The 14,235-nt window shown below is 62.0% G+C and carries 11 protein-coding genes and 1 pseudogene; 10 read left to right on the top strand and 2 right to left on the bottom strand.

Translation table 11 applies throughout. The annotated features are described in order from the left end of the window. Positions 1–69 precede the first annotated feature (69 nt). From HSS18214_RS0103545 to HSS18214_RS0103500, 10 genes and pseudogenes are all read left to right on the top strand, one after another. Complete coding sequence (locus HSS18214_RS0103545; RefSeq protein ID WP_016913929.1) at positions 70–1,749, top strand: glutamine--tRNA ligase/YqeY domain fusion protein; 1,680 nt, start codon at positions 70–72, stop codon at positions 1,747–1,749. An 11-nt stretch (positions 1,750–1,760) separates the two neighbouring features. Continuing rightward, a complete protein-coding gene (cysS, locus tag HSS18214_RS0103540) occupies positions 1,761–3,146 on the top strand; it encodes a cysteine--tRNA ligase (RefSeq protein WP_016913928.1) in 1,386 nt (461 codons plus the stop codon). 103 nt (positions 3,147–3,249) lie between these two features. Beyond that, on the top strand, positions 3,250–4,173 hold the full coding sequence (gene osmF, locus HSS18214_RS0103535; RefSeq protein ID WP_016913927.1) for a glycine betaine ABC transporter substrate-binding protein OsmF: 924 nt from the start codon (positions 3,250–3,252) through the stop codon (positions 4,171–4,173). A gap of 3 nt (positions 4,174–4,176) precedes the next feature. Continuing rightward, positions 4,177–5,376, top strand: a complete 1,200-nt coding sequence (locus tag HSS18214_RS0103530; protein ID WP_016913926.1) for an ABC transporter permease — start codon at positions 4,177–4,179, stop codon at positions 5,374–5,376. Next, a complete protein-coding gene (locus HSS18214_RS0103525; protein WP_016913925.1) occupies positions 5,373–6,332 on the top strand; it encodes an ABC transporter ATP-binding protein in 960 nt (319 codons plus the stop codon). Before HSS18214_RS0103530 ends, HSS18214_RS0103525 begins: the two co-directional genes overlap by 4 nt. Then, positions 6,332–7,141: an ABC transporter permease gene (locus HSS18214_RS0103520; protein ID WP_016913924.1), complete on the top strand. Its 810-nt coding sequence runs from the start codon at positions 6,332–6,334 to the stop codon at positions 7,139–7,141. Before HSS18214_RS0103525 ends, HSS18214_RS0103520 begins: the two co-directional genes overlap by 1 nt. Before the next feature lie 134 nt (positions 7,142–7,275). Next, positions 7,276–8,478 (top strand): thiamine pyrophosphate-dependent dehydrogenase E1 component subunit alpha, encoded by a 1,203-nt coding sequence (locus HSS18214_RS0103515; RefSeq protein ID WP_016913923.1) that lies wholly within the window; start codon positions 7,276–7,278, stop codon positions 8,476–8,478. 1 nt (position 8,479) lies between these two features. Beyond that, the gene (locus HSS18214_RS0103510) at positions 8,480–9,457 is read left to right on the top strand and encodes an alpha-ketoacid dehydrogenase subunit beta (RefSeq protein WP_016913922.1); all 978 of its coding nucleotides are present in this window, start codon (positions 8,480–8,482) and stop codon (positions 9,455–9,457) included. 17 nt (positions 9,458–9,474) lie between these two features. Next, positions 9,475–10,753 (top strand): annotated as a pseudogene (locus HSS18214_RS19760) (2-oxo acid dehydrogenase subunit E2). 18 nt (positions 10,754–10,771) lie between these two features. Then, a complete protein-coding gene (locus HSS18214_RS0103500) occupies positions 10,772–12,634 on the top strand; it encodes a protein kinase domain-containing protein (RefSeq protein WP_016913919.1) in 1,863 nt (620 codons plus the stop codon). Here the strand turns inward: HSS18214_RS0103500 and HSS18214_RS0103495 are convergent. Together HSS18214_RS0103495 and HSS18214_RS0103490 are read right to left on the bottom strand one after the other, a co-directional pair. Next, positions 12,631–13,296 carry an ABC-type transport auxiliary lipoprotein family protein gene (locus HSS18214_RS0103495; protein ID WP_016913918.1) on the bottom strand — a complete coding sequence of 222 codons (666 nt, stop codon included), beginning with the start codon at positions 13,294–13,296 and terminating at the stop codon, positions 12,631–12,633. The two genes, HSS18214_RS0103500 and HSS18214_RS0103495, sit on opposite strands and share 4 nt — an antisense overlap. After that, a complete protein-coding gene (locus HSS18214_RS0103490; protein WP_016913917.1) occupies positions 13,293–14,234 on the bottom strand; it encodes an MlaD family protein in 942 nt (313 codons plus the stop codon). Before HSS18214_RS0103490 ends, HSS18214_RS0103495 begins: the two co-directional genes overlap by 4 nt. Between the last annotated feature and the right edge of the window lies 1 nt (position 14,235).

Raw genomic sequence — 14,235 nt, 5'->3', positions numbered from 1 at the left:
GCGCTAACCCGTTTAGCATAGGCATCGGTTGCCCGGCACGCCATCCACGATGAGGTTATCAACACCACCATGACCAACGAGACCACCCCAGCGCCAAACTTCATTCGCAACCAAGTACGCGACGAGATAGCGGGCGGCCAGGTCACCAAAATTGTGACGCGCTTCCCTCCGGAGCCCAACGGCTTCCTGCATATCGGCCATGCCAAGTCGATCTGCCTGAATTTCGGGCTCGCCGAGCAGTTGGGTGGTGAGTGTCATCTGCGGTTCGACGACACCAACCCGGCGAAGGAAGAGCAGGCGTATATCGATGCCATCAAGGAAGACGTCAGTTGGCTGGGCTTCGAGTGGGCAGGCCCCGTGCGCTTTGCCTCCGATTATTTCGAGCAGCTCTATGCCTGGGCGCAGCACCTGATCCGCGAAGGGAAAGCCTATGTCGACGACCTCTCTCCCGATGAGATTCGCGAGTATCGCGGCACCTTGACCGAACCCGGCAAACCCAGCCCTTACCGGGAGCGCAGTGTCGAAGAGAATCTCGATCTGCTGGAGCGTATGCGCCACGGCGAGTTTGCCGAAGGCGAGAAAGTGCTGCGCGCCAAAATCGACATGGCGTCGCCCAACATCAATCTTCGCGACCCCATTCTGTACCGTATTCGTCACGCCCATCATCACCAGACCGGTGACACCTGGAAGATCTACCCTTCCTACGACTTCACCCACGGTCAGTCGGATGCCATCGAAGGGATCACCCACTCCATCTGTACCCTGGAGTTCGAAGACCATCGTCCGCTGTACGAATGGTTCCTGAACAATCTGCCGGTGCCCGCCAAACCCCGCCAGATCGAGTTTGCGCGGCTGAACCTTGACTACACGCTGACTTCCAAGCGCAAGCTCAAGCTGCTGGTGGATGAGCAGATCGTGGATGGCTGGGACGATCCACGCATGCCGACCATCTCGGGCATGCGCCGCCGCGGCTATACCCCGGCTTCGATCCGCAAATTCTGTGAAATGATCGGCGTGACCCGTTCGGATGGCGGCCTGGTGGACATTGCCATGCTGACCCATGCCATTCGTTCGGATCTGGAAGACAACGCCCCCCGCGCCATGTGTGTGCTGAAGCCGTTGAAAGTGGTGTTGACCAACGTGCCGGAAGGCCACGAAGAGGTCTATGAAGTGCCGGGCCACCCCGCCCGTGACGACATGCCCATGCGCAAGGTGCCGTTTGGTCGCGAGCTGTATATCGACCAGGACGACTTCATGGAGGATGCGCCGAAGAAGTTCTTCCGCTTGGCCCCTGGCAAGGAAGTGCGTCTGCGCAATAGCTACGTGATCCGCTGCGATGAAGTGGTCAAGAACGACGCCGGCGAGATCCAGGAGCTGCACTGCTCGGTGGACTTCGACACCTTGGGCAAAAATCCGGAAGGCCGCAAGGTCAAGGGTGTCATCCACTGGGTCAGCGCCGCCCACGGTGTGCCGATGGAGGTGCGCCTCTACGACAACCTGTTCATGGTCGAGCAGCCGGATCGCGACAAGGATGTGGATTTCCTCGAGCATCTGAATCCCGAGTCGCTGGTCACCTGCCAGGCCATTGGTGAGCCAAGCCTGGCCAGCGCCGCCCCGGAAGATCGTTTCCAGTTCGAGCGGATGGGCTATTTCTGCGCCGACCGCCACGCCTCCAGTGCAGAGCACCTGGTGTTCAACCGCACCGTGGGTTTGAAAGATAGCTGGGCGAAAATCAAACAGAAGGGTTAAGGAAACGTCATATGCACATTTACAATACGCTGACACGCCGCAAAGAGCCTTTTAAGCCCCTTGTCGATGGTAAGGTAAGCATGTACGTCTGCGGCATGACGGTGTATGACTACTGTCACCTTGGCCACGCCAGGGTGATGGTGGCCTTTGACGTGATTACCCGCTACCTGCGTCACCGTGGCTACGACGTCACCTACGTGCGCAACATCACGGATATCGACGACAAGATCCTCAAGCGTGCCGAGGAGAACGGTGAGGCCATCAGCGCGCTCACCGAGCGCATGATCGCGGCGATGCATGAAGACGAGGCGCGGCTGAATGTGCTGCCCCCCAGCCAGGAGCCCCGTGCCACCGGACATATTGGCGACATCATCAGCATGATCGAAACGCTGGTGGAAAAAGGCTTTGCCTACGCCGCAGAAAACGGCGACGTCTACTATCGGGTGCGCAAGTTTGCCGATTACGGCAAGCTCAACAATCGCCAGCTGGATGACATGCGCTCTGGCGCGCGCGTGGAAGTGGACGTGCACAAGGAAGACCCGCTGGACTTCGTGCTCTGGAAAGCGGCCAAACCGGGAGAGGCCCATTGGCACTCCCCCTGGGGAGACGGCCGTCCAGGCTGGCATATCGAATGTTCGGCCATGTCCACCTGCTGCCTGGGGGATACCTTCGATATTCATGGCGGTGGGCCGGATCTGACCTTCCCCCATCACGAAAACGAGATTGCCCAGTCGGAAGCGGCTACGGGTAAGACCTACGTGAACACCTGGATGCATGCCGGTGCCGTGCGCGTCAATCAGGAAAAGATGTCGAAGTCGCTGGGCAACTTTTTCACCATTCGTGATGTGCTGGCGGAGCATGACCCGGAGGTCGTGCGCTATTTGCTGGTAGCCAGCCACTATCGCAGCCCGATCAACTACTCCGTGGATTCGCTGGTCGAGGCGCGCAAGTCGTTGACGCGCCTGTATACCGCCCTTGAAGGTGTCGAGGTGGCATCTGAGGGTGAGCAGGGGGCTTACGCCGAGCGTTTCACTGCTTCCATGGATGATGATTTCAATACCCCGGAAGCGCTGGCCGTACTGTTCGACCTGGCAAGAGATCTCAATCGTGCCAAGAGCGATCAGCCGGAAGCTGCGCCCCGCCTGGCCGCAGAGCTGCAGCGCCTGGCGGGAGTGCTGGGGCTATTGCAGCAGACGCCGCAGGCCTTCCTGAAAGGGGCGCAGCATTCGATGGCGCTGGGCGAAGACGAGATCGAAGCCAGAATTGCCGAGCGTCAGGCGGCCAAGGCCAACAAGGACTTCGCCCGCGCCGATGCCATTCGTGACGAGCTGGCAGCGCTGGGCATCGTGCTGAAAGACTCACGAGAAGGCACGACCTGGGTCATCGAAGCGCCTTGAGGATGCAGGAGATCAGACGCCGTTGAGGCGGCGTCTGACTTCAACGCAGTTGCCTCGTATACTGAAGCGACACCCTCAGGATGCTCACTCAAAGGATGACCCCATGCGCCTATTGCTAACCCCCCTACTGACCGCCTGTCTGTCCACGGTGGTCGTTACCTCGACGGTGCTCGCGGCGGCCCAGGCCAGCGAGCCGGTGGTGGTCTCTTCCAAAATCGATACGGAAGGCTCGGTGTTGGGAGAGCTGATCATCCAGACCCTGGAGCGCCATGGGATTGCCACCCAGGACCGCCTGCAACTCGGGGGAACCAGCGTGGTGAGAAATGCCCTGCTGGCGGCTGAAATCGATGTCTATCCAGAGTACACCGGTAACGGGGCGTTCTTTTTCGATATGACCGATAGCCCGGTGTGGAACAGTGCTGATGAAGCCTATCAGACCGTTCGTGAGCGGGATGCAGAACAAGGCTTGATCTGGCTGCAGCCAGCCAGTGCCAACAACACCTGGGCCATGAGCATTCGTCAGGATGTCGCCGAGACCCATGGGCTCGACACCCTGGAAGACCTGGCCAGCTATTTAGCCGATGGGGGCGAATTCAAGTTTGCGGCCAGTGCCGAATTCGTCGAATCGGCTCAGGCCTTGCCGGCGTTTCAGGACGCCTACGGCTTCGAGTTGAGCGATGATCAGCTGCTGGTGCTCTCCGGAGGCAATACCGCCGCCACCATGCGCGCAGCCGCCCAGCAAACCAGCGGCGTCAACGGTGCCATGACCTACGGTACCGATGGCGGGCTCACCGCGCTGGGGCTGCGGGTGCTGGAGGATACCCTAGGCGTACAGCCAGTCTACCAGCCTGCGCCAGTGATACGAGAAGACGTGCTGGCCCAGTATCCCGACATCGAAGGCCTGCTCAATGACGTGTTTGCGACGCTGGACCTGGTGACCCTGCAAACCCTCAACGCGGACGTGGCCGTCAACGGTCGCTCTGCCGACCAGGTGGCCCGCGAATATCTCGATAGCCTGGATGACTGATGAATGTCGTTGATCGACGCACTGCCATCGCCAGCGGCCATTCGGCGCCGCTGGCAACCTAATGTCGTACTGCTGTGCCTGAGTGCCGTCATGCTGGTGGCCGCCTGGTCTTTCCATCTGGTGACCGTGGCGCCCAATCGGATCGTCACGGGAACGGGGTTTGGGATGGTGGCGGCCATCGGCTGGCCCGGTGGCGCACTGGTATCGCTTCTGTTCATCGCCATGGCCGCCCTGGCCTGGCTGCCCAGCACGCGCCATTATCGGGCGCTGTTGGGGGTGATTACCCTGACGCTGCTGCTGATGCCGTTTGGCCTGATGGTCGCCGGGCACTGGCTGATACCCCCGGATGCGCCTCAGGCCAGACTAGGCATCGGGACAGCCTACTGGACGGTGCTGTTCGTGCTGTTGCTGTGTCTGGTGGAAGTACGCCTGCGGCTTGGGCTATCCCGCTGGTGGACAGCGCTGCTGCTGCTCGGCATCGGCACCTTGTGGTGGCTGTGCGCTGCCTTCGGATTGCAGTCGCTGGCCCTGGTGCAGGAGTTTCAGGCCCGGGAGCGGCAGTTCTATCGTGCGTTGAGCCAGCATATCGTGCTGGTCAGCAGTGCCGTGAGCGTCAGCGTCGTGCTGGGCATGCTGCTGGCCATGCTGATGCGCCGCTACCGGCGCCTGCAAACCGTCGCCTTTGGGCTGCTCAATTTTCTGCAGACGATTCCCAGCCTGGCGCTGTTCGGTTTGCTGTTGGCCCCCTTGGCGTGGCTGGCGGCCAACGTGCCTGCCTTGGCAGCCATGGGCGTCAGTGGAATTGGCAATGCCCCGGCACTGATCGCCTTGATTGCTTACAGTCTGCTGCCCATGGTGCGTAATACTTACGTTGCCCTGGAGGAGGTCAGTGCAGAAACCCTGGAAGCGGCCAAGGCCATGGGAATGCGAAGCCCGCAGCGGTTCTGGCAGGTGCGACTACCGCTGGCGCTGCCGGTGTTGTTGGAAGGGGTAAGAGTCACCGCCGTGCAAGCCATCGGGCTTACGGCGGTGGCGGCGCTGATTGGTGCCGGAGGACTTGGCACCTTCATTTTTCAAGGGTTGGGGCAGGCGGCCATGGACATGGTGCTGCTGGGTGCGCTGCCAATCCTGGTGCTGGCGCTGATCGTGGATGCAGCATTAGGGGCGCTGGCGGAAGCGCTACGCCCCGGAGGACAGCAATGATCGAGCTTTCCCATGTCTCCAAGCAGTTTGGCGACGAAACGGCGGTGGATGATATTTCACTGCGGGTGGCCAAGGGCAAGTTCTGTGCCCTGGTGGGCACCTCCGGATGCGGTAAGTCCACCACTCTGCGCATGATCAATCGGCTGATCGAGCACACCCGTGGCGACATCATTCTGGATGGCCAGGCGATAGAGCACTACGACCCGGTCAAACTTCGCCGCCGTATTGGCTACGTCATCCAGAGCACCGGCCTGTTCCCGCACTGGACCGTCGCGCGCAATATTGGCCTGGTGCCGCGGCTGTTGAAGTGGGCTCCTGCCGAGGTCAGCCGCCGTGTCGAAGAGCTGATGGGTTTGCTGGGGCTGCCGGTGGGCGAGTTTGCACACAAATACCCGCATCAGCTTTCCGGCGGGCAGGCGCAGCGTGTGGGGGTGGCCCGCGCGCTGGCCGCAGACCCCGATATCCTGCTGATGGACGAGCCGTTTGGAGCCCTGGATCCGATCACCCGAGACAAGCTGCAGGATGAGCTGGCCCGCCTGCAGGCTCGGCTGCACAAGACCGTGGTGCTGGTGACTCATGATATGGATGAAGCTCTGAAGCTGGCCGACCACCTGGTCGTCATGCGCGAGGGGCGTATCGTCCAGCAGGGCACGCCTTTGGCGCTGTTGCAGCATCCCGCCGACCCCTTCGTCGATTCCCTGCTGGGCGGGCTGGAGCGGGGGCTCAAGCAGGCGGGGCTGACGCGCGTCAAGGATCACATGGCGTCTCTGGGCCCCACGCTGCCAGCCCAGTCGCGTATTCCCGCTGACTTTTCGTTGCGGCAGGGGCTTTCCATGATGCTGCGTGACCACAGCGACCGCTTGACCGTGGTGGACCAAAACGATGTGCCCATAGGCGAGCTGTCGCTGCGTAGAATCGTCAAGGAAGCCCAGTTGGACAGGGGCACCCTAACGTGATGCCGGATCCATCTCGCTCTGCGTCTTCGACCTCAGCCACCTCGAGCGCTGTCCCCGCGAGTTCCACCGCTTCGCGCTATGCCGCGTGGGGCTGGCCACTGGCCTGGGTGGCCTTGTTGCTGGTGCTGGTGTTGGCCATGCCCACTCTGGAACCGCTGTTTCGCTGGGTAGAGCCCAATGCGCGGCAGGTCATCTACGGACGTGCCGATTTTGTCGATTTGCTGGCCCGGCATCTGCTGGTGGTGAGCGTGGCCGCGCTAGTCACGCTTCTGGTGGGCGTCTCGGCAGGCATTGCCGTCACCCGGGCCAGGGGGCGGGATTTCCTGCCGCTGGTTGCTCAGCTTTCGTCGCTGGGCCAGACGTTCCCGCCCGTGGCGGTGCTGGCGCTGGCCGTGCCGGTACTGGGCTTTGGCACGCTGCCGATCATCGTGGCGCTCATGCTGTATGGGCTGCTGCCCATCGTGCGCAATACCTTGACGGGCATCAACGAAGTAGACCCCAACGTCAAACAGGCGGCCATCGCCATGGGCATGACGCCCTGGCAGCTGCTGCGTCATGTCGAGCTGCCGCTGGCCATGCCGGTCATTCTGGCGGGCGTTCGCACCTCGGTCACCATCAACATTGCCACGGCGGCGCTGGGCGCGACCGTGGGGGCCAGTAATCTGGGTGACCCGATCATCGCGGGAATCGTCAATGGCAACATGGCGTACATCGTCCAGGGGGCGCTAGCGATTGCCCTGCTGGCGCTCAGTGTCGATAGTGCCTTCAACGCCCTCCAACAACGCCTTGCACGCCGATCTGCGTCTTAAGTTGAATCCCTAATGGCGGGAGACTGCGTTACTGTCCAAGTGTTGCGTTGACGTGTGTCAGATAAATCCACTGGCACAAACGGTCATCACCAACAACACTGCCCTCAAAAGGGGTAAAAACAAGGACAATAACGATGACTCAGTTCGTACATCAGCCGGCCTTCATGACCGGCGACGAATTCACCATAGACACTTTCAGCGTGCTCAGCCCCGAGGGCGAGCTTTATGAAGGTGCCGATGAACCCACCTTGAGCCGCGATCACGCCCGCAGGCTCTACCAGGCCATGCTGGCCACGCGTATTCTCGATGAGCGCATGATGGCCGCGCAACGCCAGGGCAGGCTCAGCTTCTACATGCAGTGTACCGGTGAAGAGGCCGCGGTGGTGGGTGCCACCGCAGCCCTGGACGATGCCGACATGATCATGGCGCAGTACCGTGAACAGGGCGCACTCATGTATCGCGGGTTCTCCATCGACGAGTTCATGAATCAGCTGTTTGGCAACGAGCTGGACTATGGCAAGGGGCGGCAGATGCCGATCCACTATGGTTCCCGCAAGCTGCATTACATGACCATCTCTTCGCCGCTGGCCACTCAGATTCCCCAGGCGACCGGCTATGCTTACGGCCAGAAGCTCGCGGGTGAAGGCCACTGTACCCTGACGTTCTTCGGTGAAGGGGCTGCCTCGGAAGGCGACTTCCACGCCGCCCTGAACATGGCCTCGGTGCATCAGGTGCCGGTCATTTTCTTCTGTCGCAACAATGGCTATGCCATTTCGACTCCCGCCACCGAACAGTTTGCCGCCGATGGCATTGCCCCGCGCGCGTTCGGCTATCACATGCACGTCATCCGCGTGGATGGCAACGACGCCCTGGCCGTCTTCGAAGCCACCCGCCAGGCGCGCAAGATAGCCGTGGAGCAGCATCAGCCGGTGCTGATCGAAGCCATGTCCTATCGCTTGGCGGCGCACTCCTCCTCGGACGACCCATCGGGCTACCGTGCCAAGAGCGAAGAGGAGGCGTGGCGAGTCAAGGACCCGCTATTGCGCCTGCAGCGCTGGCTGGTGAGTAAAGAGTGGTGGAGCGACGATGAGGAGTCCCGCCAGCAGGAGAGCCTGCGGCGAGAAGTGCTGGAGACCATGAAGCGCGCCGAAAAGCGTCCGCCGCCGCCGCTGGACTCCTTGATCACCGATGTCTATGCCGATGTGACGCCTGCCTTGCAGCGCCAGTTGGATCAGTTGAAACGGCACATTCGCCGCTATCCCGATGCCTACCCGCGCGGCGCTCAGTCGCTGGACCCCAGCGTATCGACGGCCCACGACGCACAGGGAGATGCCTAGTATGAGTACCATGAACATGCTGCAGGCCATCAATAACGCCCTGGACATCGCCATGGCGGAAGATGACAAGGTCATCTGCTTTGGTGAAGACGTGGGGGTTTTTGGCGGGGTATTCCGAGCGACCAGCCATTTGCAGGAGAAGTATGGCAAGGCGCGCTGTTTCAACACGCCGCTGGTGGAGCAGGGCATCATCGGCTTTGCCAACGGTCTGGCTGCCCAGGGCTCGGTGCCCGTGGCGGAGATCCAGTTCGCCGACTACATCTTTCCCGCCTTCGACCAGATCGTCAACGAAACTGCCAAGTTCCGCTACCGCTCTGGCGATCTGTTCAACGTGGGCGGCCTGACCATCCGCACGCCGTATGGCGGCGGCATCTCGGGTGGCTTGTATCACTCTCAGTCGCCGGAAGCCTACTTTACCCACACGCCGGGCCTCAAGGTAGTGGTGCCGCGCAACCCCTATCAGGCCAAGGGGTTGCTGTTGGGGGCGATCCGTGACCCCGACCCGGTCCTGTTTCTGGAGCCCAAGCGCCTCTACCGGGCCGCCGTGGGCGAGGTGCCCGAAGACGACTATCAGCTGCCCATTGGTGAGGCCGAGGTCGTCAGGGAGGGCAGCGATATCACCCTGGTGGGTTGGGGGGCGCAAATGGAGGTGATCGGCAAGGCCGCCGAGCTGGCCGAAGAGCAGGGCATTGCCTGTGAGGTCATCGATCTGCGTTCACTGCTGCCCTGGGATGTGGATACCGTTGCCGAGTCGGTCTTCAAGACCGGTCGTATGATCGTCAGCCACGAAGCGCCGCTGACCGGAGGTTTTGCCGGTGAGATCGCCGCCACGATACAGGAGCGCTGTTTTCTCTATCTGGAGTCGCCGATTACTCGGGTGACCGGACTGGATACACCTTTCCCGCTGATCCTGGAGAAAGAGTACCTGCCGGACCATCTGAAAATTTTTGAAGCGATTCGCGAAAGCGTGAATTTTTGACGCAAGGGAGAACGGACATGAGTGATTTTTTACTACCGGATATCGGTGAAGGCATCGTCGAGTGTGAAGTGGTGGAGTGGCGAGTGGCCGAAGGCGACACCATCGAAGAAGACCAGCCCATCGTCGAGGTCATGACCGACAAGGCGCTGGTGGAGATCACTGCGCCCGAAGCGGGCACGGTGACCAAACTGTATGTGCCCCAAGGGAAAATCGCCAAGGTGCATGCGCCGCTTTACGCCTATCAGGGTGCAGAAGAGGTTGCAGAAGAGAGTTCAGAGAACCCCCGTTCCCCTGCCAGCGACGCTGCTGATATCAGCAAAACGCCACCTTCCGCGCCATCGCCCAGCGTCGAACAATCGGCGCCACAGTGCCCAACGGAAGGGCCAGCCTGCCCGGTGAAAACCCCGGCTAGCCCGGCCGTCAGACGGCTGGTGCGCGAGCATCGGGTGGTGCTGGCGGACATTGCCGGTAGCGGCAAGGATGGCCGCGTATTGAAGGAAGACGTGCTGGCGCATGTGAAGTCCAGCCACACTGCGCCCAGCGACACGGCCCCTCACACCCAAGGGAAACCGGCGGCGGGCCAGTCAGGGCCCGCCCGGGGTCGAGCCCCTGCGCGGCGTGCGCGCCGTCATGGCTCGGCGCATGGTAGAAGCCGCGACGACCATACCGCACTTTCATTATGGGGAAGAGGTGGATGTCACCGAACTGCTGGCGCTGCGCGAGCGCCTCAAGCCCCGGGTAGAAGCGCTGGGGGAGCGGCTGACGCTGATGCCCTTCTTCATGAAGGCGCTGGCGCTGGCCGTGGCCGAGCACCCCATCCTCAATGCGCAGCTCAATGCCGAGGGGGACGAGCTGCACTATTTTGCCCAGTGCAATATCGGCATGGCGGTGGACAGCAAGGCGGGCTTGCTGGTGCCTAACGTGAAGGCGGTGGAGCAGCTGAGCCTGCTGGACATTGCCAGGGAGGTGAGCCGATTGACTCAGGCGGCGCGGGAAGGTCGTGTGGATCAGGCGGACCTCAAGGGTGGCACCATCAGCATTTCCAATATTGGCGCTCTGGGCGGCACCTACGCCGCTCCCATCATCAACGCCCCGGAAGCGGCCATCGTGGCCATCGGCAAGACCCAGTGGCTGCCGCGTTTCGATGCCGAGGGCGCCGTGCAGCGACGCGCCATCATGACCGTGACCTGGGCGGGAGACCATCGTTTCATCGACGGCGGCACCATTGCGCGCTTCTGCAATCACTGGAAAGCGTCTCTGGAAGCGCCAGAGACCATGCTGCTGCATTTGGCCTGATCCAAGGCCATTGCCCCCATGAGCCAGGCAGCGCTACAGCAGTTCTATATTCCAGAGGAGCAGTCGGTCTATCTGCTGAGCCATCACGATGCGCGCAAGCTGAAAGACTGGGTAGCGCTGTGCCAGGCTCAGCTGGTGCAGCTGGGGTACCGGGACATCGAGCTGATTGGCAAGGGGGCCTATGGTTTCGTGTTTGCGGGCAGCGCTCAGCAGCAGGGGCAGCCCACCCACTATGTGTTCAAGTTCTCGCGCATCACGCTGCCTACCCACTTGCAAGAGCGCCTCGAAGAAGAGGCGTTCATGCTCGATCAGGTCAGCCACCCTCTGATTCCCGGGCTGATCGCCTATCAGCGCGTGCGCGGCCAGTCCATTCTGGTCATGGAGCGCGCGCCCGGCTGGAATCTCGAGCAAGTATCGCTGCGCCAGGGGCGGCTCTCGCCGCGCCTGGTGGTGCATATTGCCGCGCAGCTGGCAGAGATTCTGGTCACCCTGCGCCGGGAAACCGGCCCCCATGCCCGCCCGGTGGTGCATGGCGACATCAAGCCTTCCAACCTGGTGTTCGACGCCAGCAGGGAAAGCATCGCCCTGATCGATTGGGGGTCGTCGGTCTTTGCCCAGTTGGATGCGGCGCTGCAGTTCGTCGGTGCCAACGTGATGGAGCTGATGTCGGATAACCTGCAGCAGACCAACGCGCGGTTGGGCGACGTCTACTTCATCGGCGAAGAGCAGCTCAACGGCGCGCTGTCATCGCCGCGTTTCGACGAACAGGGGGTGGCGGGAACCCTGTATGCCTTGGCATCGGCGCAGTCCTGCCGTTTTGGCTGCCGAGCGATTCCGGCCAGTGCGTTGGGCCTGCCCATCGAGTTTGCCCGCACGCTGGATGGGCTGCTGGATGCCGACCCGGCCATTCGCCGCCGCGCGGGGGATCACTTCATTCGTGAAATGCCGCGTATGGCCAGAACCGTGATGATCGACTTGCCTGCCGTGCCGCCGCCGCCCCTGGTGCCGATCTGGGGGCATCGCCAGCGCCGGGAGATCGACACCGTGGTGTACAGCTCTCGCAAGGCCTTTCTGCGCGAGGCCAGCGTCGAAGAAACCCTCAATGACGTCAATGACGTGCAGCTGGACCGCTACTACAAGCAGTTCATGCAGGGCATGGGCGACACCGAGAAAGCCTTTCTGGCGTCGGTGAGCCGGTTGGGCAAATACCCCGTGGTGGGCGGGCTGGCCGTGCGCTGGGAGCGGGAGGGCGTCTATATCGACTCGTCGCTCAATCTGCACGACCCCGACCTGAAGCCCGCCTTTACCGAAGCGGTAAATAACATGGTGCATCTGGCGCGGGCCATCCATCGCCAGGGTATTTTCAAGAGTTGCCTGTTCAATGCGCGGCAGACGCTGCACCTGGAGCGGGAAAGCGCCGACGCATCGTTCGCTGCGCAGCCGGGCATGACCATCGGGTACGAGGTGAGCGCCGTGCCGGAGATGGAGGATCGCACCCGCCAGCACAGCTACTTCGAAGATGGTCCGGATCCCGAAGAGCTGCTGGTATTGCCCGAAAGCATCATGGCCCTGCTGGAGCAGCTCAATGACATCCACCATACCGGCATGATCATCTTCGAGGCGCTGCCCAGACACCTGAAGATTCATAGCTACTACCGTCTGCTGGACCCGCGCCGAGAGCAGGCGTTCTCTGCGCTGCTGGCGCACATGCTGGACAGCGTCAATCAGATCGAAGGGCTGGGGGTGTCGGGCTTCATGAAAATGCCCTACAAGGACACCCGGTTCTTTACCCACCTGGCGTGCCAGCCTGCCCACTACTACCCCAGAGACCCGCGCGACTATCTGCGCAAGCTGAGCGGTGGGGCAATCGATCCGCGTTAGCGGGTTACCTCGCGGGTCAGCCACTCGCCCAACTGCTGATTCAAGTCATCGGACGCTGCGCCGAAGGCATCGACCACGTCGGCAATGGCGACGCTGCTGGCACGCTTGCGTATGGCGAAGCTGCTGGTCGCCAAGGGCGCGCGGTTGCTGTCAACCAGCTGTACATCCAGCTGCACGTTGACGCTGGGCGGCGTATCGTCGTATTCGCTCTGGAAGTGGCGCAGCTCGCTGAGCAGGGTCAGGTCGTGGGGCAGGCGATCACTGCCGACGCTCGCAAACCGCTGCTGGGCCTGCAGGCCTTCGATGAGCCGGGCCTTGAGCATGTCCGGAGCGTCCTCGTGCCAGCGTGCGCCTTCGTAGACGTTCACCACGTTGCCTTCCGGAAATACCACCATGCGGTTGCTGCCCAGCAAGTGCCCCGTTTCTGGCGTGGCGATGCCCAGCGTCATGGCGTGGGTGGCCGCTGCATTCGGCTGCCCTGAGGTGTCTACGGCCGGCAGCCGATAAAGCGTGGCCGGTTCGTTGTCGGGCAGGATCGAACAGGCCGTCAGGGTGGCCAGAATGATCAGCAGGGCGCCTGTACGCAGGGGGCTGATTCGCAGGGCCCCGGTTCGAAGGGGCCTGATTTGCAGGGCTTTAGCTCGCAGGGTCTTGAACATCATGGGCGGAACTCCTCTATCTGGTCACGGCCCAGCAAAAAGTTGGTGGGGTTCTCTTCGAGCTGGCGGGTAATGCGATCCAGGGTGGTCAGGGTGGCGCGCAGCGCCGCCAGGGCCGGGGCAATATCGCGGGTGCTTTGCAGCGTGCTTTCCACGGCACCGGCATTGTCCTCCACCAGCTGTTCGATGCGCTGGGCGGCGTTGGCCACGTCGCGGCTGGCATTCTCGGCGCTCTGCATGACCTCTCGGCCTTCGCGGCTGAGCAGCGAATGCGCTTCCTGGCTTAGGACCTCGATGCTTTCCAGGGTGGCGGTGGCCTGACGCGAGACCTCCCCGAACAGGGCCATGTTCTCGTCCAGAGCAGACTGCTGGGAGGCAATCATGTCGGTGATCTGGGCAACGTTGGTGAGAATGTTGCCTGCTTCCTGGCGATTGTCGTCGCTGAACAGCTCGTTGACGTTTTTCAGAATGGCGTTGATGTTGTCGATCATCTCTTCGCCCTCTTCGAAGAGCGTGGCAATCGGCGACGGGTCGGCGCGAATGAACGGCATGTCGTCATCGCTCTGGTCCAGCAGGCGCGGGGTTTCCGGCGTGCCGCCATGCAGCTGAACGGACATGCTGCCAGTAATGCTGGCAAAGGCCAGACGTGCCCGGGTATCGGCCTTGACCGGGGTGTCTTCGTACACACGGATACTGGCCAGCACCTGGCGGGGGTCATCCGGATTGAGGCTCAATTCGGTGACATCACCTACCTCGATGCCGTTGTACTGCACCTTGCTGCCCACCGCCAGGCCGCTGACGCTGCGCTCGAACAGGATGCGGTAGGGCTGGTAGTCGCGCTCGCCCGCCGCGTGGCTCATCCATAGGGCAAAGAGCAGGGCAGCGGCTGCCGTGAGCACGGTGAACAAGCCGATCATGATATGGTGCGCGCGGGTTTCCATG

Origin of the sequence: Vreelandella stevensii S18214, from assembly GCF_000275725.1 — a bacterium.
Taxonomy (GTDB): domain Bacteria; phylum Pseudomonadota; class Gammaproteobacteria; order Pseudomonadales; family Halomonadaceae; genus Vreelandella; species Vreelandella stevensii.
This window is presented reverse-complemented; position numbering and strand designations above follow the sequence as displayed.

Bases quoted from the DNA above. Each gene is read 5' to 3' on its own strand.
- HSS18214_RS0103500 (WP_016913919.1), top strand. From the start codon at position 10,772: ATGAGCCAGGCAGCGCTACAGCAGTTCTATATTCCAGAGGAGCAGTCG.
- HSS18214_RS0103525 (WP_016913925.1), top strand. From the start codon at position 5,373: ATGATCGAGCTTTCCCATGTCTCCAAGCAGTTTGGCGACGAAACGGCG.
- HSS18214_RS0103490 (WP_016913917.1), bottom strand. From the start codon at position 14,234: ATGGAAACCCGCGCGCACCATATCATGATCGGCTTGTTCACCGTGCTC.
- HSS18214_RS0103545 (WP_016913929.1), top strand. From the start codon at position 70: ATGACCAACGAGACCACCCCAGCGCCAAACTTCATTCGCAACCAAGTA.
- HSS18214_RS0103495 (WP_016913918.1), bottom strand. From the start codon at position 13,296: ATGATGTTCAAGACCCTGCGAGCTAAAGCCCTGCAAATCAGGCCCCTT.
- HSS18214_RS0103520 (WP_016913924.1), top strand. From the start codon at position 6,332: ATGCCGGATCCATCTCGCTCTGCGTCTTCGACCTCAGCCACCTCGAGC.
- cysS (WP_016913928.1), top strand. From the start codon at position 1,761: ATGCACATTTACAATACGCTGACACGCCGCAAAGAGCCTTTTAAGCCC.
- HSS18214_RS0103515 (WP_016913923.1), top strand. From the start codon at position 7,276: ATGACTCAGTTCGTACATCAGCCGGCCTTCATGACCGGCGACGAATTC.
- osmF (WP_016913927.1), top strand. From the start codon at position 3,250: ATGCGCCTATTGCTAACCCCCCTACTGACCGCCTGTCTGTCCACGGTG.
- HSS18214_RS0103530 (WP_016913926.1), top strand. From the start codon at position 4,177: ATGTCGTTGATCGACGCACTGCCATCGCCAGCGGCCATTCGGCGCCGC.
- HSS18214_RS0103510 (WP_016913922.1), top strand. From the start codon at position 8,480: ATGAGTACCATGAACATGCTGCAGGCCATCAATAACGCCCTGGACATC.